Raw genomic sequence first — 20929 nt, 5'->3', positions numbered from 1 at the left:
TATAAATTTCCTGAGTTTAACCACCCAAAGATTGATACTTTGGCCTGCCAATGATCCATAGCCCTTTACCTAGTAACGCAAACACAATCAGCCAAAAAAGCTGTAATTGCATTGCCTCAAGGCCTGCGACCCCACCCGTGTTGATAATTTGAGAAATGGGCGCATGAAACAGCGCCGCAAAAGGCGAATAGGACGCGATGTTTCCCATCCAACCAGGTAACAGGCTAAGTGGTAGCAACTGCCCTGACAGCAACATCATAACGCTAAAAAGAATATCTCTTAGCCCAAACACCTTCTCAAGCCACAGCGATAAAAGCCCGATCACCTTTTGAATTTCGATAAGTATTAGCAAAGACAAAACACAGGCGATAAAAAATTGCAGCCAACTACTCGCTCCATACTGGACCTGTGAATACCACACCGCCACCACTAATACCGGCGTGGCAAAAAGCGCATCGACACAGGGCCTTGCGAGATTTTTGCTGCTAATCACGGTTAAGTAATCAAATGGTCGACACAGGTATTTATCTAACCCTCCCTCGTTAATGTCGCTCCATACTTGATAGTTAACCGAATAAGCACTCGATAAAAAGGCATTAATAAAGTGCACCAAAAAGTAATACATCACCACATCTTGAAAACCAAGCCCAGCAATGGAGTCGGTAAATTGAAAAATACCGCGCCACAACAAATAGATGATCAGTAGCTGCAAAGGGTGTGATAACAACCAGGCATACAAATTCATTCTAAAATGCGCAACTTCTTTAAGCTCTATTTTGATCAGGTTGATAATGCCCATTTTACCCTCCTAACGAGTCGTATCGGCGCAATGCACAGCGCCATAACCAGCAAAATAGAGACAACCATCCAGCCAATAAAGCCAGTTGCGCAAGCAGTAATAAACCGCTGTTGTCATAACTTCCCATTAACACCATCACAGGCACCGAAGACACCAGCCCTATGGGTAGAACATAAATCAAAAAATGCTGTAACAACTTGGGAAATAAGGTGATGGGATAGCGCTGAAAGTCTGAGAAGCTGTTTATCAAATAGAACAGTTTGTCTATATTACCAAACCAGAATGCACTGAGCGCAATACACCCTTCCATCAGTACCAGCGTCAAGCTGCCAGCTATAATTGAAAACAAAAACAATACAAAGTTGCTAGCTTCAAACTCAAAGCTATATACCTCATTGAGTAACACAAACAAAATACTACAGGTTAGCAGCGAGTGCCCAGCGGCCCATATTTTGGTGTCTTCTGCAAGTAATGCTAAAAGCGGTGAAATGGGACGACATAAGTATTTGTCCAAATCTCCGTTGATCACTTTTTCACTCATGCTGGTAAAGCCAAAAAATAGCATCCGAGCCGATGAAAACACCAACCCGACTAAAATCAGCAACGCCAAACTACCCTTATCCCAAACACCAAGGTTTGTGTTTAGTTGCCCAAGCAAGGCATCCCAAAAGATGATAAAGATCCCTTGATAGATCAATATATGTAATATGCTGATCACAAAGTCACTTCGAAACACCGATAAATCTTTGAAAGACATCTGTAAATATCTAAGAAACACTTTTAGATCCATAACCTACTCCCTGACAGATGTCATAAAGTGATGAATAGCGTGATCCAAACTTGGCGGTGAAATACTTACATCTGCTACTTGAGGTTGAAACGCCAATCTAGAAAGCGTTTCCTTAGCCTGATCATTTGAGGTTTTTATACGGTAGTAGTTATCTTCCACCAATTCATATTCAAACCCTGCCAGCAGTTGCTCATCCAGTGCGCTGAGTGTTTTGATCTCAAGAATTTTGAAATGTTCATAGGATAAAAGCTCGGAAGTTCTACCATCATAAATAACGCGCCCCGCATTCATGATGACACTGCGTTGGCAGTAGTGATGAACATCCGCCATGTTATGCGACGTCATTATAATCGTAGTGCCGTGCTCTCGATTTAGCTGTAGCAGGAAATTCATTAAGTTAAGACGAGAAACAGGGTCCAATGCGATAGTCGGTTCATCTAAAAAAATAAGCTCAGGACGATGTAATAAAGACGCTGCAACCTCAGCCTTCATCCTTTGTCCTAAAGACAGTTTCTTAGGCGGCGATGTTAATAACGACTCAAGGCCCAATAAATTGCTCAACTCTTCTATACGTTGGCTGGCCTCGCTACGGCTTAATTTGTAGATAGCTGCATATAATTGGAATGACTCAATGATGGCCACGTTCCACCATAACAAACTCTTTTGCCCAAACACTGCTCCTATTTTTTGCGTATACGCCTTACGCTCTTTCACTGGATGGTGGCCCAGCACGTTAAGTTGTCCAGAGTCCGCTTGCAGTATACCCGTGAGCAACTTTAACAGTGTGGTCTTGCCCGAACCATTGGTGCCTAAAAGGCCAACAAACTCTCCTTTTTTCACAGCTAAACTGACATCATCAATCACTTTAAATTGCTGCTTAGGGGGAGAAAACCAGCCCCTGATTTTGCCAACCACGCTATGCTCCTCGACAGGCGCGGGGCGATAAAACACCTTATTGACAGACTTAGCTTGTAAGATTTCCATATATCACCTCAGAACATTTCGATAGGTGGTTCTGGTAACTTTGCACACAAGTAATCTGGTGCGTACAGTCGACCATTTATGAGCTGAGCTCGGTAATAACAACGTTGGCGTACATTGCACGCGTTAAAGTGATCACAGTCATAACAAGGCGTCCCTTGATATTCCTCTTTGGGTGGATTGAGCAAATAAGTCAACGCCTCACCATTCCAGATTTCTTTAATCGTGGACTCTTTAACATTACCGATTCTGGCCTGCTCGTAAGGCATAGTGCGATCGCAAGTCGCACACTCACCATCTGAGCCAATTACCAAGGCCGTTTTTCCGCCTGAACATGCACCAAAACCTGGGATAGACAAAGAAACATCTCGCTCGCTTTGCAAGGGGATATTGCCAATTTCAACATCTGGGTAGCGCGCGGCAATGTCATTGACGGCTTGCACTAGCGTCACTCGCTGCTGGTGTGAGATCAGCAAGCTATCATCATGCTTATGATCTGAACGCAGATAGCTAGACATGCCAATATCTTTAATGCCCTTGTCTTCGATCAGATGTAGTAGTAGATTGCTTATGCCATCGATATTTTTTGCAGTGACAACGATATTAGCGCGCACCTTCAAATTATATTTTTGGCATAACTCTATGGTTTGGTTGATTTTAGGGAGCCAATTCTTCACCCTAACTATCGCATCTGCAAGATGAGGAATATGGCTATCGATACTGACCTGAAGCGTATCTAGCCCAGCTTTAGCAAGCCGTTCAATCAGGCTTTCGCGTAATGGCATCTTAGTGGATACATCCACAAAAACATCATTGCTAAGTAAGTACTCAATAATATCAATCATGTCTTTGCGTAAAAACGGATCACCACCGTGCAAATTAATGTATTTCACACCCAGTGACACACATTCTTCTAAAAACTTAAACGCTTGTTCAGTGGTTAGTTCATAGGGGGCAATTTCATTTGCTTTTAGTGTTGGGATCACACAGTAAACACAATCCGCCGGACAGCGATTGGTGGTCATCCACACGACCGTATTGGGTACTTCTAGCTTGTTATCCCACGGTTTATCATCAGGCTCATAAATAAAGTTTGCAGGATCATAACGCTCTGTTGAATGTGCAAACGGTGTGCTTTGAGACTCGATAAAATCTGCAACTTGAACAAACAAGTCAGTGATCAGATGCTGCGCTTTGAGTAATTCCATGTCATATATTTCAACGAGAGCTTCACTTATCTCTGCGGTGCTATTGCGCCCATCACACAGCGACAACACCAAACCATGCACTGGAAATAGAGAAGCAAACTTTTCTCCCCTATCAACGATAAACAGAATGACGCGGTTGGGCTCCTTGACTAGCCTTGATTTTTCTTTAAGCCTTACATATTGATTAACAAACACTTTTCACCCCTAGCATATACTTACACGCCCCTTCTTGCGGGCCATACAACGTGCCAGTTGACATGTAGGCACCGTAATAACAACGACCACGGATATTGCAGGTGTCAAAACTATCGCACGTAAAACAAGGCGTTCCTTTATACTTCTCTCTTGGCGGGTCGAGCGATTCAAGCATGGCTTTACTCGTCCAAGCCTCATAGACACTTTGATTGAGCACGCTGCCCACTATCATGTCCCCTCCTGGCAACTTTTTATCACAACGTGAAATGTCGCCATTTGGATAAAACAGCAGCTGCGTACGACCGTTATGACAGACAAAACCATCTATGCTGTAGTCCATACTTTTCGCTTTTTGCTCGTTACGAAAAACCACCTGTAACTTCGGCTTGGTTAGCATAAACTCATCGACCACTTGGCGAACCTGACGCTGTTGCTCATCTGATGCATGTAGCGCATCATCATGCCTTTGTAGGTTGTCGGAGTAGGTATCTATCACTATCGAATAAGCGCCTAATTGCTCTAACTGCTCCAGCGTATGACGATAAGCATTTGCATTAAGCGAGGTAAGCAGTGATTTGGCATGTACTCGAATGCCAGCCTCAACAAAATGCTTCACAGTTTGTGATATTTTCTTGGCGAAACCACCGATACCTGTTAGTGCTGTGGCGGAATCTTTTTCCAAGCTATCTATGCTCAAATACGCATTTTTAAGCCCCGCGTGTGCGAGCCGTTGTGCATTTTCAACACTGACAAATTGCTTAGAGATAAAATCGGGCGTCAGGCCATGCTCAAGCGCATAAATCATGACCTCATAAATATCCTCTCTAAGCAGTGGCTCTCCGCCTGTTAGCATGATTTCTTTACCACCTAATTGGGCGGTTTCTCGGATCAACCTTTTCAGTACGTTAATATCAACAGTGGAATCCTCTGTTTTGCTGCTCAGTGGCGCCCCTTGATAACAATACACACACTTACGATTGCAGTTACCTGTCACCAACCATTGCAAAGACAATGGAAACGGTGAGCGATTACCTTGAAATACGCTAGAGCGCGTTGTCATTTTTTCAAAACGTGACAGCGTGATAAGTTGCGCCTGTAACTGAGCAATATCTACGGTAATCGTGTTCGTCTCTATGTCATCAGTAAAATGAGACTCAAACACCACATCAACATCGTCAGTAATTTCCTGCGCATCTGCAGGAGCGATATCAAATCTGGTTTGAATATCTGCCACAATCTCAGTCAATGTATGTTGTTTATCTAAACTATAAAGAATGTAAACAACCAATGGGTGAAGCGTTATTGAAGGCGCTTGTGATTGTCCTTCAAGCGGATAGTAGTCCAGTACATAATGCTCATTTTCATAGCTTATCGAACCCAGTTTGCCAAACCTTTTCATCATCTGCTCCTATGCCGTGACTATCTTGACGTCAATATCACGGCTCGCGTGGAACTCACCGAGCGGGCAATAAACATCAGGCGCATGAATGGTGCCAAACTTGCCTTTGGCTGAAATAGTGCAGCGACCTCTTACATAGTTGCAGTCTCTGAATAAATCACATTTATAGCAGGATGTTCCCTTAAAGAATTTGCGACTTGGGACCACGATTTCTTTGGTCTTTTCACTTATCCAAATCTCTAGAAGCCCACTTTCATTGAGATCTCCAAAGGTGTTGTGTGGCCCTGCTGGAATGTGTTCACACTTGACGCATACCCCGTTAGGCTGCACCGTTATCCCCTTTAAGCCTTCCATGCAACCTTTCACTTCTGTGGCATCACGCATATCAAAGTTAAAACTCATCTTGGCTTTTGGATAAGTGGCTTGCAGTGTTCTAACTTCTTCTTTTAACTGTTCTTCTCGCTCATTAGTCAGCAAAAAGCGAGGTTCATGTCGACCACATGTTTTGCCATATACATCGATCACAAACTCCCGTACGCCCATGGTATAAGTATGTTCAATAAGCGCACCAAGGTTATCCACATTGATAGCAGTCATCACTGGGCGAAGTATGACTTTGATGCCCTTGTCACAGCACTCTTTGATGGTCACCAGCATGTCTTCAAGTGCATTTTCGACCCCAACCAGCTCTAGCACATCATTGGCGTCAATGGAGTCAAGACTCACGTGCAACTCCTCCAAACCAGCTTTGAGTAAGCGCGCCATCAACTGCCCTTCAACGCGCATTTTAGTGATCACAATAGGCACAATATCTTGCTCAATGGTGTGACCGATGATCTCTGGCAAATCATGCCGCATCAGAGGTTCACCGCCAGTGAAAATCAAGCGATTAACGCCTATCAAAGCAGCCTCATCAATTGTTTTAAGTACACGTTCATACGGAAATGCAATATCCGTGGCATGCCCGTTGGCAACATATTTGGCATCTTTGTAGCAGTATTTGCACTTCCTATTACAATCCTCAGTCACCACCCATATCATGGCGCTTGGCGCATCTTCACGGCCGCTCAAAATGAGCGCCTCATCACCTTCAAACAAAAGTGTTTCCAGCTCTATATCTAGTAGTGGTGTTTCGGTGCGTGTGACTTTCGTGAAGAATAAAGAATATCGATGGAGTAACTTGGCGACCACTTCTGTTGCAGCCAGCTTTTCAATATTCATGACCTCTGAAAGAATCTCGGCCACTTTTAGCTCATCGTTTTGACCATTGAATAACGCCATGATGAATGCTTGGATCGGATGGATCCGAATCGTGGCATCTGACCCATCAGGTAGTTGCCGCGCTATAGAAACCACTCCTTCGTCCTGATTGGGAATTAACTGAATATCCTGTTTTAGCAATGGAACCATTGCAGACCCCTTTTTATAGTTATGTAATACACGCCGCAAATTTGTATCCAATACTATTGAGTGACGGCTCAGTAGTATTCAAATAAGACAACAGCACCGATACACTTTTTCTCCACAGTGCTGCTTGGGGCTCAGACGGTTCAGCTAAGCGGCTTTTCCATCTTTGGAAAGTGATGCTGCAAACAGCAAACACTTAGTGTAATTAGCCCAAAAAGTGATACTCAATACAGGAAGGTGACCATTGCCCCTACCTGAACCGGGTATTACTTAACTTGCTGTGAGTTGCCACCACTGCTCATACTGCAGCAGCTAGAGCAACCTTCAGTACGCATGATGCTTAACGCATCAGTGCTTACACGAACCTGCTTAAGCTGAGACAACTTTTTCAGTTTTTGAGTGCTCATAGCTTACTCCTTCTATTATTGAACTTTTTGAGAGTTGCCACCGTCGCTAAAACTACAGCAGCTTGAGCAACCTTCTGTACGCATGATTTTTAAAGCTTGGTTTGATGCTTTAAGGTTTTGCTTTTGTGCAATTTCTTTTAGTTTATTTACTGACATTGCTTTTATTCCTTTACTATCCACCCTTGAAGTTTTCGATGTCGCTGGTGTCGGGTGGTTAAACACCAGCAACATTAAAAATGTAGTTTCACGGTTCAGGTAACTTCGTCGTCTGTACACTCTGCGGATTAGCAGTTTGACAGGTATCTACAGAGCAGTTATCGCATCCGTGACGAAAGTGTTTGACCGAAACATCAGCGTCTTTTAGCTGTACCTTAATGGGCAAAGAAGCGATTTTCTTTAATACTGCAAACTTCTCCATCTCCACCCCTTAACAAAAGTAAAAATTACGTGCTTTTTATGTTGCTCTTTGAAATCTAAATCCCTTAGAATCAAAAGCTGAATGAATATTTCCAAATTTTTCTCAAACAAAAGCGTACCTTATTGATTTAAAGGATTTTATTTTCCAAACACTTACTAGAATAACAATGATGAAAAAAATAATTGTTTTAAGGGAAGAGCATAAAATATGTATTGATGGACGATTCATTGATATTGAGCCCAAGGTGTTTGCAGTACTTGAGTATCTATATGTGAATAAAGACAGGTTCGTGAGCATTAATGAGCTACACGATCAGGTTTGGGACGGAGTCATGGTCAGCGATGCAGCAGTCAGGCGCTGTATCAGTAAACTTCGCAGTGCATTCGATGATGACCCCAAGCAACCTAAATATATTCAGCTCATCTCAAAAAGGGGCTATAAACTGATTTGCGATGTACATTTTTGTACCGCGAAAAAATGTCCAACCAAAGAGCAGCTCCCTGCTGAATGTCATTACTGGAGCGAACCAAAAAAAAGTCGAAACTGGCATAAGCTTATTCAGGTTTGTACCGTATTTACATTGGTTATGATATTCATCGCTTTTATACCAATTAGCAACCAGCTAACTCTCTCTGAGCCACAACAAAACACCAGTAGAATTGGCACAGCGCACATAGCTTTTGCCTACGCCTTAGACAATCAATACGCTTACGCAACAAAACTATCTGGAGAACCGACATTTTCAATCATGTTACGAGATCAACATCGAGGCACTGATGAGGCGGTATTGAAGGGAGTAACCTGGCCAGACGCTATGGGGTTTTCTGGTTCGGGAAGCACCCTCTATGTTTCCGATGTAAAAAAAGGCAATTCAGAGATAGTCTCCATAAACATCCAAACAGGCGAAACAACCACCATAGTTGATAAATTTACCTTCATCGCAGATATCTTTTTACCTGAAGATGATAGCCTACTCTACTTTGTCGCCAGTGATGACGAAGCGCATTCATTTAACTTGTATCAATATAATGTGAGCACAGCTCAACATCGCAGTGTGATAAAAAATCCAGAGACTTTTATTCACTTCTTTGCAGGTGCCATAGCTCCAGATAATCAACACATAGCACTACTTAGCTACAATACTTTACAAAATACCACCGCCCTTGAAATCTATAGCACTAAGGAGTTTAGTAAAGTTTCACACACACTCATCGAAAGCACCGTATTCGATCTAGACTGGCTGGATAATGAGCAGGTGATTCTCGCCAGCGATAAAGGAATACAGAACCTTTCTATCCAGGGTGACTCACGCTCAATAATAACTGAGCAGGTTGTTCACATGCTCAGTGTTGATAAACGCAATCAGCGTATTCACACCTCCAACACCGCGCAAAAAACATCATTTTTTTACCAAATTCCGTTGCCTTTAAATAGTAAAAATACCAAGAGCTACTATCACTTTTCAGAAGATATTAATTTACTCGTCAGCGAAATTGACGATAACAAATATATTGGCTTAGCCAGACATGATGACAGTTCTGAAATCGTCTCGTTTAACAATGCTCGCCCCAACAACACAAATTCCATTTATAAAACAGTTCAACCTATTACACACATTAGCCATGCTGCTGATGCACAAGCGCTAGCATTCATCGAACAAGGTAAAGTGAAAATAGTGAACTACGCTTCTTTGCATGTTTTTTCTGTACCGCTTGGCAATGTGCAGCCACAAAGTATCTCGTTACTCGCAGACGGGGAGTCTATCTACTTTACCGCTCGCTCTAACTCCGCTTGGCATGTTTACTATTGGGACGGTGTCAAAGTACAACACCAACTTGAAGGATTCCGATATGTTTTCGAATCAAAAGGTCAGTTACTGCTTGTCGCTGACGATGGCTCACTATATTTACGATCGGCAACAGGCGCGCTACGAACATTAAATAAACAAGCACAATTGGAAGCCAACTCGCAAATAACATTTGTAGACAATATGGTGATATGGACAGAGCATGACTTAGCATCAGTCACCTTTCATCAACTTGATTTAAACAATGATACCTTTCATAGGTCACTTTCAATTCCATACGATAAGTACGCGACCAAGTTTTATATAAACAATGAAAACAATAAGTTAATTGTGAAAGGTGGTAGTGCAATTCAGCATGAAGAATGGCAAAGTCAGATAAAAATTACGAAAAAATTTGTGTTGAGTTATGTTGTTGAGGCACTTCTTTAAGTATTGATAGTGAAACAATGTTCAAAAAGGATATTATCATGACTATCAAAACGATTCTGTTCAGTATATTTGCTCAGGCCACTTTAGTGCTTGCAACCACAACGTCTCTACCACTGTACGCGCAAGACAATAATACCTACGGCTGGTGCTTAGTCAGCCCTCATATGTGTGATAAAGAGTAACCATCACTGATGTATTGGCCGTAGACTCACCGGCCAATACATTGAAAAGTCATCTAACTTGATTGCTGGATCCAGTCCTTATATAGGGCATTCTTTTTCAACCCAAAGTAATCGGCTACCACACCACATGCCTTCTTTAGCGGCATTTCTGGCTCTAACAATGTCAGCATGCGCTTGGCATCCGCAGGAATTTCTTCTTGTTGCTTTGGCTTACCTGGTAGCATAAGCACTAGCTCTCCACGCTGCTTTTCGCTCTCCTCAGTTAAAAACGCGATAAGCTCAGCAACGCTGCCACTGAAGAAAGTCTCGTATGTTTTGGTCAACTCTTTTGCAAATACTACACGCTGCTGAGCCCCTAGAGCCGTTTGTAAATCATCAAGACTGGCCATAATGCGGTGAGTGCTTTCATACATAATACTGGTGATACCACTTTCATAGGCGTCTAGAAAAAACTGCTGACGCGCCTGACTTTTTGCAGGGGTAAAACCAACAAATTGAAAGCGATCGGTAGGCAAACCAGAGCAGCTTAATGCCGTGATGGCAGCACACGCTCCCGGAACGGGCGTTACATGCGCACCTTGTTCACGACACAGGTTAACTACCGCATAACCAGGATCACTTATCAAAGGAGTACCCGCGTCAGACACCAGCGCAATATCTAGCCCTTCATTGAGCCAATCAACTACCTGTTGCGCTTTTTGTTTTTCGTTATGGTCATGCAATGCAAACGTTTTTGCCTTGATATTAAAATGACTCAGTAGCTTTGCGGTGTGCCTTGTATCTTCAGCCGCGATTAAGTCCACGTTAGATAAAGTGGTGATCGCGCGCTCGCTAATATCAGCAAGGTTGCCTATTGGCGTCGCCACTACATAAAGGGTGCCTATTTTATCTGAGTTCGTTGCTTTAATCATTGAGCTCTCCAGGTTCAGTCAGTAAGATAGCCATCAGAGAATAAATCAATTAGGGCGTTGTTGTGCGACTGAAAATAATTAGTCTTGTAATCGCTATATTGTCGGGGTTATCCGCCTGTAGTACAACCGAAAAAATACCGAAAGCAGACGCAAAGCCAAAAAGTCAGCGAACAGAGGTTGTTGTCGATACATCCGATGCACAGATTCTGTACCAAAAAGCTATGAGCAAACAGGGCGCAGATAGAATTCAATTGCTCTACTTAGCACGTGATCTTGCGATTGAAAACAAAAGCTGGCAAGTCTTAGAAGAGATTTGCTTTGCGCTGGAAAGTAAAGCCAGTGTTGATCACGTACAAAACAAGCTATATATCGCATTCGCTCGTAAGGAGCGTGGCTTATCCAGTGCTGCATTAGCAATCTTAAATACACTGGAAGAGCAGCTTAGTTTACCCGAACATCAAGCGTGGCATCAGTATTTAAAAGGGGATATCTACGCAGGCGAAGGATTACCGAGTCAAGCTCTCACCTACTTCTTTAGCGCCGCAGATATTGCCGCACAACATAATTTAAACGTAGCGAACTTAAATAACGCTATCTGGCAGGCGTTACAACAATTGTCATCTTACGCGTTGGATCGCATTGATACAGGCACTTCTTTACAACAAGGTTGGGTCAAGCTCGCAAAATACCAACAGATATATCTTGGCTCAGGTGTACAATTGCACCAAGCTCTCAACAACTGGCAGCGCAGATTTGCAAATCACCCTGCAAGTTTCCTGTTACCTGAAGAAGTGGCTAACTCAGTCAGTTTAGTGCCCTATCAAGCGCAAAAACTGGCGATATTACTACCGCAATCTGGCAGCAGTGAACGTTTTGGTAGCGCATTGAAAAACGGCTTTTTAGCCGCGCTAGATGATTTCGATGTAAAAGAAGTATTTTTCATTGATGAAATGCTAAGTAATGAAGAGATTGAACAGAAGTTGATGCTTAATCAGGCAGATTTTGTAATTGGCCCATTGCTGAAAAATAATATTGATAGGCTCGCAAGTTCTCAGGTATTGGCCAATCTGCCGACTATTTTTCTCAATACGCCTAGCCAAGAAAATATGAATCCAGAGCACTACTTTTTTGCGTTGAATCCAGAGCATGAAGTGGAGCAAGCCTTAGTACACTTTCTAGCTAAAGAGTACCAAAAGCCGATGCTATTGGCCCCAGATAATAACTCTGGACACCGATTGATAAGCCACTTTGAACAACAGTGGCAAAAATATAGTGAAGCCCAACCAGAAGTTGGTTTTTACACCGACAGTAAAAATATGGCGACTGTGGTAGCTGATTTACTCGAAGTTGATAAATCAAAACAAAGAATAAAAACCATTAAATCCTTATTCAGACAGGATGTAGAGAGTGAAACGCGATCTCGTGGCGATATTGATGTGGTTTATATTCTTGGTGATGCAATTGAAACACGCTTGTTAAAACCGTATTTAGACGTCAATGTCAGTACCTTCGCTGAGCGTATTCCACTCTACGCGACTTCTCGCAGTTATAGCCGCCGTATCGACAGTACAGATAAGGGTGACTTAGAGGGGCTCTACTTTACTGAACAGCCTTGGATGCTGCCAGAGGTCGTACAGCCGAAGAATTTACGAGATCAGTATGTAGAAATGTGGCCTGAACAAGCAGACATTGAGCAACGCCTTTTTGCAATGGCCTATGATGCGCTGAGACTTATCCCTGAGATCAAACAACTGGCGCGTATTCCGGGTAAAGAATTTCGAGGCCTAACAGGCCAACTTAGCATTAAACGCGATAATACGTTACACAGAAAATTGCGCTGGGCACAGTATAAAAGAAGCCAGATCCAAGTGGTAAATTTAAATGAAACACCACCCACTCCTTTGTTTATGAAACAAACATCTTCCACAAGGGAGCAGGTTCTAAACTAAGGCAGGAGGCCAGATGTTTAAAGGACTATTCAAAAATACGCGAGACAAGGGCAATCACTACGAGCATTTAGCAAAAAGCTTCCTGAAAAAACAAGGGCTTTGTTATGTTGAATGCAATTATTATTGTCCATTTGGTGAAATAGATTTAGTGATGAAAGACGCAGATTGTTGGGTATTTATCGAAGTTAAATATCGTCAATCAAAGCAGTTCGGAGGGGTATTATCCGCTTTGAACACAACCAAGCAAAAACGGTTAAAGCGTAGCATTTATCACTACTTAGCTGAACAAAAGTTGCATAATGTACCATTACGCGTAGACTTTATCGCAATTGAGGGCAAAGATCCTCCTAATATACAATGGATTAAGAGCGTTTTTTAATATGCAAGAATCTATCAAGAGTATTTTTACAGAAAGTATTCAAGCGCAAATTGCAGCAGGTGAAGTATTACCTGATGCATTGGAGTCGGCTGCTCTGACCATAGTACAAGGCTTAATCAACGGTAATAAACTGCTGTGCTGTGGCGTTGATAGTTGTCATATGCTGGCGGAGCATATGGCAGGCTTACTGGTTAACTTTTACGAAACTGAACGTCCCTGTTTACCCGCCGTTGCTCTAACGCAGTCCAGCGTGCAACTGGGTGTACAGGCAAGCTCTGATGACAGCGATCGTTTTGCTCGTCAGGTACGAGCATTTGCACAACAAGGGGATTTATTGCTCGTCATTGCCGTTAACGGTAACGAAAAAGACGTTGTTTGTGCGACTGAAGCGGCCCTCACAAAAGATATGAAAGTCATCGCCTTGGTTGGTGATGATGGCGGCGAGTTAACGGGCTTACTAGGGCCTAGTGATGTAGAGATCCGCGTGCCAAGCAAGCGTCCAAGTCGCATCGTTGAGTCTCACCTATTTATTACTCACTGTCTGAGTCAATTAATTGATAACACCTTATTTCCTCAAGGAGAGCAATAATGCAGCTTAAGCCCATCGCCATTCTGTTAGTCATTTCATTGCTACAAGGTTGTGCGGCCGCCGTTGTGGCTGGGACCGCAGGTGCAATCTCAGCAGCGAATGACAGACGAACAATAGGTTCGCAGATTGATGACAATAATATTGAAATCAAAGGTATGCTGGCCATTCGTAATATTGAGCGCTTGAAGGAGCACGCAAACATTAGCTTGATAAGCGTCAATGGTATCGTCCTTATGGTTGGCCAAGTTGCCAATACGGAAATGAAGCAGCAAGCACAGAGTGCACTTAAAGACATTCCAGCAATACGTCAGGTACACAATCAGCTACGTATTAGCAGCAATATTGGGGTTACGACCCAAACACATGATGTTTGGTTAACTTCCAAAGTTAAAACAAGGCTACTGGCTGCCGAAGATGTCAGTGGCAACAATATCAAAGTTGTTACTGAGAATAGCGAGGTGTTTCTTATGGGCTTAGTAAAGCGAGAAGAAGCCGATCGCGCTGTTGAAATCGCTCGAAATATCAATGGTGTTACGCGCGTTGTAAAAGCATTTGAATATTTATAGTGAGTAAGTATAAAAAAACCTGCGCAAGCGCAGGTTTTTTATGACTGTTGTTAAAGTTACTTAATAACTCTTAGATGTGATCCTTTCTTTTTAGAAGTCTCACTTTTAGCACTCTCGGTCTCGCTTTCAACCGGCTCGGGGGTCAGTACTTCATCTTCTGCAGGAAACTCTTCCTGAGTAAATACGGTACCTTCACCATTCTCACGAGCATAAATCGCTAATACAGCAGCAATTGGCACATAGACCTGCATAGGTTGGCCGCCAAATCGGGCATTAAAGCTCAATTGGTGGTTATCCATAGCAAACTGCGTTACTGCGGTTGGGCTGATGTTTAAGACAATCTGCCCATCTTGTACAAACTGTGTAGGCACTTGAACAGCTGGATACTCAGCATTGACAACCAAATGAGGTGTACATTCATTATCAACGATCCAATCAAAAAAGGCTCTCAGTAAATATGGGCGATTTGGTGTCATTATGCTCGTATCTCACGCTCTGCTTCAGTTAAAGAAGCTTGGAATGAATCACGCTCAAATAAACGTAACATATAGTCTTTCAACTCTTTTGCACCAGCACCAGATAACTCGATACCTAACTGAGGCAAACGCCACAGTAATGGCGCTAAGTAGCAGTCTACTAAGCTGAATTCTTCACTCATGAAATACGGCGCTTCATTGAAAATAGGCGCTACCGCTAGTAATGCTTCGGTTAGTTCTTTACGTGCTTGTGCTTCATCAGCACCACCGGCCATGATTTTAGCAGCAAGGCTATACCAATCAGTATCAATGCGATGCATCATAAGTCGGCTACGACCACGCATAACTGGGTAGACAGGCATTAAAGGTGGATGTGGAAAACGCTCATCAAGATACTCCATGATGATATCCGCTTGGTACAAACCTAATTCACGGTCAATTAAAGTTGGTACCGTACCATAGGGGTTAATCTCATGAAGAGCCTCTGGCAGGTTATCCTTTTCTGCTAGGTGAATATCAACACTTACCCCTTTCTCAGCCAGTACAATACGTACCTGATGGCTATACATGCAATTTGCACCAGAGAAAAGAGTCATTACAGGGCGCTTATTGGCAGCAACGGCCATGCCTACCTCCATTAATAATTACAAAAAGTAATAAGTCACTTTAAACAGCAATAGGGGCTAAAGCCCCTATCACAAAATTACCTTAGATTTGTTCGACTTAGTGAACATCTCTCCAGTATTCTTTCTTCAGGAAGAATGCAAGAATAAATAGAATTACTAAAAATCCTAGCACCTTAATACCAAGTGATTCTGACTCAAGACGTGAAGGTTCACCCACATACGCCAAGAAGTTTGTCAAATCACGTGCTGCCTGATCATACTCATCGGTACTTAGCTCACCAGAGCCATCCGTTTCAACACCTACCACTTTTGTTACAGTCTGACCATGCTCTTCCACTTCTTCAGTGATAGGCGTAGGCAAACCTTGTAACTCTTGCAGTACGTGAGGCATACCAACCGATGGGAAAATGATGTTGTTTACACCAAACGGACGAGATTCATCTTTATAGAAAGACTTCAAGTACGTATAGATCCAATCAGCACCGCGTACACGAGCAACTAAAGTTAGATCAGGTGGCGCAGCACCAAACCATTTGGCAGCATCATCTTGTTCGATAGCATTCAAAATGTGGCTACCCACTTTTGAACCATCAAAAATCAGTTGCTCTTCGCCGATTTCCGTTGGAATGCCGATGTCTCTAAAAGTACGCTCATAACGCTGATACTGCATTTGGTGACAACCAAGACAGTAGTTCATGAACAACTTCGCACCACGTTGTAATGACGCTTTATCTGTTAAATCAATGTTCGCGTCAAGTGTTGGTACTGATGGCCCCGCTGCCATTGTAAAAGTTGGCAGTAATGCGAATAAACCGATAACTAGCTTCTTCATCATTTCGTCAACCTCGTTGGCAATGGTTTAGTCTTTTCATTCTTTGAGTATACAAATAGTAACACGAAGAACATGAAGTAAGTCACAGTCGTAATTTGCGATAGTAACGTTTTAAAGTCTGTCTGTGGTGTCGCACCAATCCAACCAAGGATGATGAAAGTAACCACGAACTGAGCAATGTTTAGCTTGTGTAGGCCACAACGGTAGCGAATCGACTTCACTTTACCACGGTCAATCCAAGGCAGTAGTGCAAGTACAACAATTGATGCCCCCATTGCAACAACACCTAATAGCTTGTTAGGAATCGCACGCAAGATTGCATAGAAAGGCGTGAAATACCAAACAGGGAAAATATGTTCAGGTGTCTTCAGTGGGTTTGCCGCTTCAAAGTTAGGCGCTTCTAAGAAAAAACCACCCATTTCTGGTGCAAAAAATACAACCCAACAGAATAAAATCAAGAAACCAGCCACACCTAAAATATCTTTTACTGTGTAATAAGGGTGGAATGGAATTGCGTCCACAATATCTTTTTTACTTGTGTAATATTCGTGGAACTTGAATTTAGGCTTATCTTCTTCTGCTACAGTGCCTTTCTTACGCTTAATCTCAACACCATCAGGGTTGTTTGAACCCACTTCGTGAAGTGCTACGATGTGAAGGAACACTAGAATAACAAGAACAAGCGGTAATGCGATTACGTGTAATGCAAAGAAGCGGTTAAGCGTTGCACCTGAAATTACGTAGTCACCACGGATCCAAAGTGTTAGGTCATCACCAATTACTGGAATCGCACCAAATAGTGAGATAATTACCTGAGCACCCCAGAATGACATTTGGCCCCAAGGAAGTAAGTATCCCATAAAGGCTTCAGCCATCAGCGCCAAGAAAATGAACATACCAAACAACCACAGTAATTCACGTGGCTTTTGGTAAGAACCATAGATCATACCGCGGAACATGTGTAGATACACAACGATAAAGAACGCTGAAGCACCAGTGGAGTGCAGATAGCGAAGCAGCCAACCATACTCAACATCACGCATGATGTATTCTACTGAGGCAAAAGCACCTTCAGCAGAAGGTACAAAGTTCATGGTCAGCCAAATACCCGTTAGTATTTGGTTTACTAAAACCAAAATGGCGAGTGAGCCGAATAGATACCAAAAGTTAAAGTTCTTTGGCGCAGGATATTGAGCAATGTGCATATTCCAAACACGAGTCATTGGAATACGTTCATCGATCCAGTTGATAAGATTACCAAACATTACGCAACCCCTTCTTCTTCACCAACTAAAATAGTGGTGTCATCAATAAAGGTATACGGTGGAATTTCAAGGTTTAATGGTGCAGGAACCGATTGAAATACACGGCCAGCCATATCAAATTTAGAACCATGACATGGACAGAAGAAGCCATCTTCTGTACCTTCAACCTTTTCACCAAATCCACCTTGCAAGAAACTAGGTGAACAACCAAGGTGAGTACAGATACCAACCGCCACGAATATTTCTGGACGCTTAGAACGATATGGGTTTTTCGCTGAATCCAGCTGTTGAGGCTCATCAGATGCAGGATCACGAAGCATATCTTCATGAGCTTTCATTTGCTCTAGCATCTTTGGTGTACGAGAAATAACCCAAACAGGTTTGCCTCGCCACTCAACACGAATTAATTGTCCCGGCTCAAGCTTGCTGATATCTACTTCTACAGGCGCACCCGCAGATTTAGCTCGCTCACTTGGATTCCAAGACGCAATAAAAGGAACAGCAGCCCCAGCCGCACCAACACCACCAACAACAGAGGTAGCTATGGTTAAAAAGCGACGTCGGCCATTGTCTACAGGCGCATTGCTCATCCACTTATCTCCACTATGATTCTCAACACTTGCTATATTGAGAACATCAGTTACAGCAGGTTAATTTTAAGAAACTACAAAATAGAAGCGATCATAAATAAATCCCTTGATTAAAACAAGGTTATTACAGTCCCATGCCCCAATAAACCTGAACAAATGTTAACAAGGTTACTTCGAGCATGAGGCCGATGGCATATGATAACGCTAATCTAAAAACAATATACTGACCAAGATCAACCTCATTGGAGGCTTGAGAACCACGTTATGTGGGGTTGAAACTCGCTCACTTTACTTGCACAGCAATTGTAGCAAAAAAATACGCTGAGTTATCGACGATTTACTATTAAATCTTCTAAATATTGCAGTTTTTTTATTTTTAAAACCGTACGCTAGCAAAAAAGGTGATTTATTAAGCAAAATAATTTTGATGATGTGAAGCCGTGATACGAATAAGGAGACACTAGGATTGAATGTTGAATTTGTAAAAACAAAAAACCCAGCATAACGCTGGGTTTTTGAATTCTTGAAACGTAAAAAATTAACGTTTTGAGAACTGTGTCTTCTTACGTGCTTTCTTAAGACCAACTTTCTTACGCTCAACTTTACGAGCGTCACGAGTAACAAAGCCAGCTTTACGTAGAGTAGGACGAAGTGATTCGTCGAATTCCATTAGTGCACGCGTGATACCGTGGCGGATTGCGCCAGCTTGACCAGTCATACCACCACCTTCAACAGTGATGTAAAGGTCAAACTTCTCTGTCATTTCAACTAGCTCTAGAGGCTGACGAACAACCATGCGAGAAGTTTCACGACCGAAGTATTCTTCGATAGAACGCTGATTAATTACGATGCTGCCAGTGCCTGGGCGTAAGAATACGCGAGCACTTGAACTTTTACGACGACCTGTACCGTAGTATTGATTTGCCATGAGTGTGCTCCTTAAATGTCTAGAACCTGCGGCTGTTGTGCCGCGTGGTTGTGCTCGCTACCAGCGTAAACTTTAAGTTTACGGTACATTTCACGACCTAGAGGGCCACGAGGTAACATGCCTTTAACCGCTTTTTCAATGATCATTTCAGGCTTTTTAGCTTGAAGTTTCTCGAAGTTCACAGACTTAAGACCGCCCGGGAAGCCAGTGTGAGCGTAGTACATTTTGTCCTGAGTTTTGTTACCAGTTACAGTAACTTTTTCAGCGTTGATAACGATGATGTAATCACCTGTATCAACATGAGGAGTGTACTCAGCTTTATGCTTACCGCGAAGGCGACGAGCGATTTCAGTAGCGATGCGACCTAAAGTTTTACCTTCAGCGTCAACTACGTACCAGTCACGTTTTACAGTTTCTGGTTTAGCAACAAACGTTTTCATTTAAAAATCCAATGTTTTTCTATTTAAAACCACAGGTAATCAAAGTTGATTACCGCTTACTATATGAGTGCTTTAACCCCTTCGAGTTTAAGACTTTTTTGCCGCTCAAGTCGGTGGCTAAGCCGACGAGGGCAATAGAACGCAACGTGGCAGGCCGCGGATTATAGCAACTCTATCAAGGCTTGACTAGCGTGAGATTGTTTTTTCTACAAAAAACTTTCTCACCTAAATTTACGCGCCAAAAGCTCAATAACCCCTTTAGGCTAAATGCTCTCGAGCGAGGTATTCTAGTGATTGCATTTCCTGCAAGCGGCTAATACATCGCTTAAACTCAAAATTTAATGTGCCTTGGGTATAAAGCTCAGTAATAGGCGCTTGAGCCGAAATGATCAGCGTTACATTGCGCTCATAAAACTCATCCACCAAGGCAATAAAGCGTCTGGCTGCATCATCGTTGTGTTGCCCTAGCTGTTTGACATTCGACAAGATCACTGTGTTGTATAAACGACTGATCTCCATATAATCCACTTGCGATCGCGCTGTTTCACATAGCTGACTAAAGTCAAACATCACGATACAATCGGATACTTTTCGCGTCGCTATCAGACGCCCTTCTATCTCAATCTTTTCATTCAACTTGCCAGGCTCAGGTGACAACTTATCGAAATATTCAAACAGATTTTTATCTGCTTGTTCATCCAGCGGGCTATGATAAATCTCCGCCTGCTCAAGCGTTCTTAAGCGGTAGTCAATACCAGAGTCTACATTGACCACTTCGGTATTGGCTTTCACCAACTCAATCGCTGGGATAAAACGTGCGCGCTGTAAGCCATTACGATATAGCTCGTCCGGTACGATATTAGACGTTGCAACCAGCACAATATCTCTGGCAAATAATGCTTGCATTAAACCACCAAGTAGCATCGCATCAGTAATGTCTTGCACGAAGAATTCATCAAAACAAATGATATCAGTCTCTTGTTTGAACTTATCAGCGACAGTCTCTAACGGGTTTTTCACGTCTTTGAGCAACTTTAACTCATCGTGTACACGGTGCATAAAACGGTGAAAGTGTACACGCATCTTTCGTTGCGTGGGCAAGGCTTCGTAGAACGTATCAACCAAATACGTTTTACCGCGCCCAACACCGCCCCAAAAATATAACCCAGTTATGCTCTGTTGCTTTGGTTTAGCAAACAGCTTAGAAAAAAGGCCCTTTGGCTTTGGTGGCACAGCTGTGAGGTCATCATACAAACGTTGTAAATGCTTAACCGCATTTTCTTGTGCGCTATCATATTGAAAGTCTTCGCGCTTTAAATCTTGCTGATATTTTTCCCAAGGTGTCATAGTTGTTTA

Annotated in this window: 24 protein-coding genes; 6 read left to right on the top strand and 18 right to left on the bottom strand. The window is 42.7% G+C overall.

What is annotated here, in order from left to right; translation table 11 throughout:
* Positions 1 to 16: 16 nt before the first annotated feature.
* The 9 genes from L1070_RS05120 to L1070_RS05080 form a co-directional block, all read right to left on the bottom strand.
* Complete coding sequence (locus L1070_RS05120) at positions 17 to 799, bottom strand: ABC-2 family transporter protein (RefSeq protein WP_237124716.1); 783 nt, start codon at positions 797 to 799, stop codon at positions 17 to 19.
* Between the two features lies 1 nt (position 800).
* A complete protein-coding gene (locus L1070_RS05115) occupies positions 801 to 1589 on the bottom strand; it encodes an ABC-2 family transporter protein (protein WP_070983194.1) in 789 nt (262 codons plus the stop codon).
* 3 nt (positions 1590 to 1592) lie between these two features.
* Positions 1593 to 2573: an ATP-binding cassette domain-containing protein gene (locus tag L1070_RS05110; protein WP_070983193.1), complete on the bottom strand. Its 981-nt coding sequence runs from the start codon at positions 2571 to 2573 to the stop codon at positions 1593 to 1595.
* A gap of 8 nt (positions 2574 to 2581) precedes the next feature.
* Positions 2582 to 3973 carry a radical SAM protein gene (locus tag L1070_RS05105; RefSeq protein WP_237124715.1) on the bottom strand — a complete coding sequence of 464 codons (1392 nt, stop codon included), beginning with the start codon at positions 3971 to 3973 and terminating at the stop codon, positions 2582 to 2584.
* Positions 3963 to 5375: a radical SAM protein gene (locus L1070_RS05100; protein WP_237124714.1), complete on the bottom strand. Its 1413-nt coding sequence runs from the start codon at positions 5373 to 5375 to the stop codon at positions 3963 to 3965. Before L1070_RS05100 ends, L1070_RS05105 begins: the two co-directional genes overlap by 11 nt.
* A gap of 6 nt (positions 5376 to 5381) precedes the next feature.
* A complete protein-coding gene (locus L1070_RS05095; RefSeq protein ID WP_237124713.1) occupies positions 5382 to 6782 on the bottom strand; it encodes a radical SAM protein in 1401 nt (466 codons plus the stop codon).
* Positions 6783 to 7045: 263 nt separating this feature from the next.
* Positions 7046 to 7186, bottom strand: a complete 141-nt coding sequence (locus tag L1070_RS05090; protein WP_170829092.1) for a hypothetical protein — start codon at positions 7184 to 7186, stop codon at positions 7046 to 7048.
* 15 nt (positions 7187 to 7201) lie between these two features.
* Entirely contained in the window at positions 7202 to 7342 is a 141-nt protein-coding gene (locus tag L1070_RS05085; RefSeq protein ID WP_170829091.1) for a hypothetical protein, read from the bottom strand.
* 88 nt (positions 7343 to 7430) lie between these two features.
* A complete protein-coding gene (locus L1070_RS05080) occupies positions 7431 to 7604 on the bottom strand; it encodes a hypothetical protein (RefSeq protein WP_237124712.1) in 174 nt (57 codons plus the stop codon).
* Between the two features lie 166 nt (positions 7605 to 7770).
* Here L1070_RS05080 and L1070_RS05075 point away from each other — a divergent pair, with 166 nt between their 5' ends.
* Together L1070_RS05075 and L1070_RS05070 are read left to right on the top strand one after the other, a co-directional pair.
* Positions 7771 to 9840, top strand: a complete 2070-nt coding sequence (locus L1070_RS05075; protein WP_237124711.1) for a winged helix-turn-helix domain-containing protein — start codon at positions 7771 to 7773, stop codon at positions 9838 to 9840.
* A 38-nt stretch (positions 9841 to 9878) separates the two neighbouring features.
* A complete protein-coding gene (locus L1070_RS05070; protein ID WP_170829089.1) occupies positions 9879 to 10022 on the top strand; it encodes a hypothetical protein in 144 nt (47 codons plus the stop codon).
* Between the two features lie 53 nt (positions 10023 to 10075).
* Here the strand turns inward: L1070_RS05070 and rsmI are convergent, their stop codons facing one another.
* Complete coding sequence (gene rsmI / locus L1070_RS05065) at positions 10076 to 10933, bottom strand: 16S rRNA (cytidine(1402)-2'-O)-methyltransferase (RefSeq protein WP_237124710.1); 858 nt, start codon at positions 10931 to 10933, stop codon at positions 10076 to 10078.
* A gap of 62 nt (positions 10934 to 10995) precedes the next feature.
* On the opposite strand from rsmI, the gene L1070_RS05060 reads away from it, so the two are divergent.
* Genes L1070_RS05060 through L1070_RS05045 form a run of 4 tightly spaced genes read left to right on the top strand, consistent with a single transcriptional unit; the run spans position 10996 to position 14416 of the window.
* Positions 10996 to 12882, top strand: a complete 1887-nt coding sequence (locus tag L1070_RS05060) for a penicillin-binding protein activator (protein WP_237124709.1) — start codon at positions 10996 to 10998, stop codon at positions 12880 to 12882.
* A 13-nt stretch (positions 12883 to 12895) separates the two neighbouring features.
* Positions 12896 to 13261 (top strand): YraN family protein, encoded by a 366-nt coding sequence (locus L1070_RS05055; protein WP_237124708.1) that lies wholly within the window; start codon positions 12896 to 12898, stop codon positions 13259 to 13261.
* 1 nt (position 13262) lies between these two features.
* On the top strand, positions 13263 to 13850 hold the full coding sequence (locus tag L1070_RS05050; protein ID WP_070983185.1) for an SIS domain-containing protein: 588 nt from the start codon (positions 13263 to 13265) through the stop codon (positions 13848 to 13850).
* On the top strand, positions 13850 to 14416 hold the full coding sequence (locus tag L1070_RS05045) for a BON domain-containing protein (protein ID WP_070983184.1): 567 nt from the start codon (positions 13850 to 13852) through the stop codon (positions 14414 to 14416). Before L1070_RS05050 ends, L1070_RS05045 begins: the two co-directional genes overlap by 1 nt.
* 56 nt (positions 14417 to 14472) lie before the next feature.
* On the opposite strand, the gene L1070_RS05040 is transcribed toward L1070_RS05045, so the two are convergent.
* The 8 genes from L1070_RS05040 to zapE all read right to left on the bottom strand — a co-directional run bounded on the left by L1070_RS05040 (position 14473) and on the right by zapE (position 20920).
* Positions 14473 to 14892, bottom strand: a complete 420-nt coding sequence (locus L1070_RS05040; protein WP_237124707.1) for a ClpXP protease specificity-enhancing factor — start codon at positions 14890 to 14892, stop codon at positions 14473 to 14475.
* Positions 14892 to 15518 (bottom strand): stringent starvation protein SspA, encoded by a 627-nt coding sequence (sspA, locus tag L1070_RS05035; RefSeq protein ID WP_070983182.1) that lies wholly within the window; start codon positions 15516 to 15518, stop codon positions 14892 to 14894. The genes L1070_RS05040 and sspA overlap by 1 nt, the downstream gene beginning before the upstream one ends.
* Positions 15519 to 15615: 97 nt before the next feature.
* Positions 15616 to 16353 (bottom strand): cytochrome c1, encoded by a 738-nt coding sequence (locus tag L1070_RS05030; RefSeq protein ID WP_070983181.1) that lies wholly within the window; start codon positions 16351 to 16353, stop codon positions 15616 to 15618.
* Positions 16350 to 17615, bottom strand: coding sequence for a cytochrome b N-terminal domain-containing protein (locus L1070_RS05025; RefSeq protein WP_070983180.1), 1266 nt, complete (start codon positions 17613 to 17615; stop codon positions 16350 to 16352). Before L1070_RS05025 ends, L1070_RS05030 begins: the two co-directional genes overlap by 4 nt.
* Complete coding sequence (gene petA / locus L1070_RS05020; RefSeq protein WP_070983179.1) at positions 17615 to 18205, bottom strand: ubiquinol-cytochrome c reductase iron-sulfur subunit; 591 nt, start codon at positions 18203 to 18205, stop codon at positions 17615 to 17617. The genes L1070_RS05025 and petA overlap by 1 nt, the downstream gene beginning before the upstream one ends.
* 538 nt (positions 18206 to 18743) lie before the next feature.
* Positions 18744 to 19133 carry a 30S ribosomal protein S9 gene (gene rpsI / locus L1070_RS05015; RefSeq protein WP_070983178.1) on the bottom strand — a complete coding sequence of 130 codons (390 nt, stop codon included), beginning with the start codon at positions 19131 to 19133 and terminating at the stop codon, positions 18744 to 18746.
* An 11-nt stretch (positions 19134 to 19144) separates the two neighbouring features.
* Complete coding sequence (gene rplM, locus L1070_RS05010; RefSeq protein WP_070983177.1) at positions 19145 to 19573, bottom strand: 50S ribosomal protein L13; 429 nt, start codon at positions 19571 to 19573, stop codon at positions 19145 to 19147.
* Positions 19574 to 19831: 258 nt separating this feature from the next.
* A complete protein-coding gene (zapE, locus tag L1070_RS05005; protein WP_070983176.1) occupies positions 19832 to 20920 on the bottom strand; it encodes a cell division protein ZapE in 1089 nt (362 codons plus the stop codon).
* Positions 20921 to 20929: the final 9 nt, after the last annotated feature.

The sequence above is a fragment of the Pseudoalteromonas sp. MMG022 genome (assembly GCF_021654245.1).
Taxonomy (GTDB): Bacteria; Pseudomonadota; Gammaproteobacteria; order Enterobacterales; family Alteromonadaceae; genus Pseudoalteromonas; species Pseudoalteromonas amylolytica.
This window is presented reverse-complemented; position numbering and strand designations above follow the sequence as displayed.

Bases quoted from the DNA above. Each gene is read 5' to 3' on its own strand.
- L1070_RS05070 (WP_170829089.1), top strand. From the start codon at position 9,879: ATGACTATCAAAACGATTCTGTTCAGTATATTTGCTCAGGCCACTTTA.
- L1070_RS05085 (WP_170829091.1), bottom strand. From the start codon at position 7,342: ATGTCAGTAAATAAACTAAAAGAAATTGCACAAAAGCAAAACCTTAAA.
- L1070_RS05120 (WP_237124716.1), bottom strand. From the start codon at position 799: ATGGGCATTATCAACCTGATCAAAATAGAGCTTAAAGAAGTTGCGCAT.
- rsmI (WP_237124710.1), bottom strand. From the start codon at position 10,933: ATGATTAAAGCAACGAACTCAGATAAAATAGGCACCCTTTATGTAGTG.
- L1070_RS05090 (WP_170829092.1), bottom strand. From the start codon at position 7,186: ATGAGCACTCAAAAACTGAAAAAGTTGTCTCAGCTTAAGCAGGTTCGT.
- L1070_RS05100 (WP_237124714.1), bottom strand. From the start codon at position 5,375: ATGATGAAAAGGTTTGGCAAACTGGGTTCGATAAGCTATGAAAATGAG.
- L1070_RS05115 (WP_070983194.1), bottom strand. From the start codon at position 1,589: ATGGATCTAAAAGTGTTTCTTAGATATTTACAGATGTCTTTCAAAGAT.
- rplM (WP_070983177.1), bottom strand. From the start codon at position 19,573: ATGAAAACGTTTGTTGCTAAACCAGAAACTGTAAAACGTGACTGGTAC.
- L1070_RS05110 (WP_070983193.1), bottom strand. From the start codon at position 2,573: ATGGAAATCTTACAAGCTAAGTCTGTCAATAAGGTGTTTTATCGCCCC.
- L1070_RS05025 (WP_070983180.1), bottom strand. From the start codon at position 17,615: ATGTTTGGTAATCTTATCAACTGGATCGATGAACGTATTCCAATGACT.
- L1070_RS05030 (WP_070983181.1), bottom strand. From the start codon at position 16,353: ATGATGAAGAAGCTAGTTATCGGTTTATTCGCATTACTGCCAACTTTT.
- L1070_RS05045 (WP_070983184.1), top strand. From the start codon at position 13,850: ATGCAGCTTAAGCCCATCGCCATTCTGTTAGTCATTTCATTGCTACAA.
- zapE (WP_070983176.1), bottom strand. From the start codon at position 20,920: ATGACACCTTGGGAAAAATATCAGCAAGATTTAAAGCGCGAAGACTTT.
- L1070_RS05050 (WP_070983185.1), top strand. From the start codon at position 13,263: ATGCAAGAATCTATCAAGAGTATTTTTACAGAAAGTATTCAAGCGCAA.
- L1070_RS05075 (WP_237124711.1), top strand. From the start codon at position 7,771: ATGATGAAAAAAATAATTGTTTTAAGGGAAGAGCATAAAATATGTATT.
- L1070_RS05040 (WP_237124707.1), bottom strand. From the start codon at position 14,892: ATGACACCAAATCGCCCATATTTACTGAGAGCCTTTTTTGATTGGATC.
- L1070_RS05080 (WP_237124712.1), bottom strand. From the start codon at position 7,604: ATGGAGAAGTTTGCAGTATTAAAGAAAATCGCTTCTTTGCCCATTAAG.
- rpsI (WP_070983178.1), bottom strand. From the start codon at position 19,133: ATGGCAAATCAATACTACGGTACAGGTCGTCGTAAAAGTTCAAGTGCT.
- L1070_RS05095 (WP_237124713.1), bottom strand. From the start codon at position 6,782: ATGGTTCCATTGCTAAAACAGGATATTCAGTTAATTCCCAATCAGGAC.
- petA (WP_070983179.1), bottom strand. From the start codon at position 18,205: ATGAGCAATGCGCCTGTAGACAATGGCCGACGTCGCTTTTTAACCATA.
- sspA (WP_070983182.1), bottom strand. From the start codon at position 15,518: ATGGCCGTTGCTGCCAATAAGCGCCCTGTAATGACTCTTTTCTCTGGT.
- L1070_RS05055 (WP_237124708.1), top strand. From the start codon at position 12,896: ATGTTTAAAGGACTATTCAAAAATACGCGAGACAAGGGCAATCACTAC.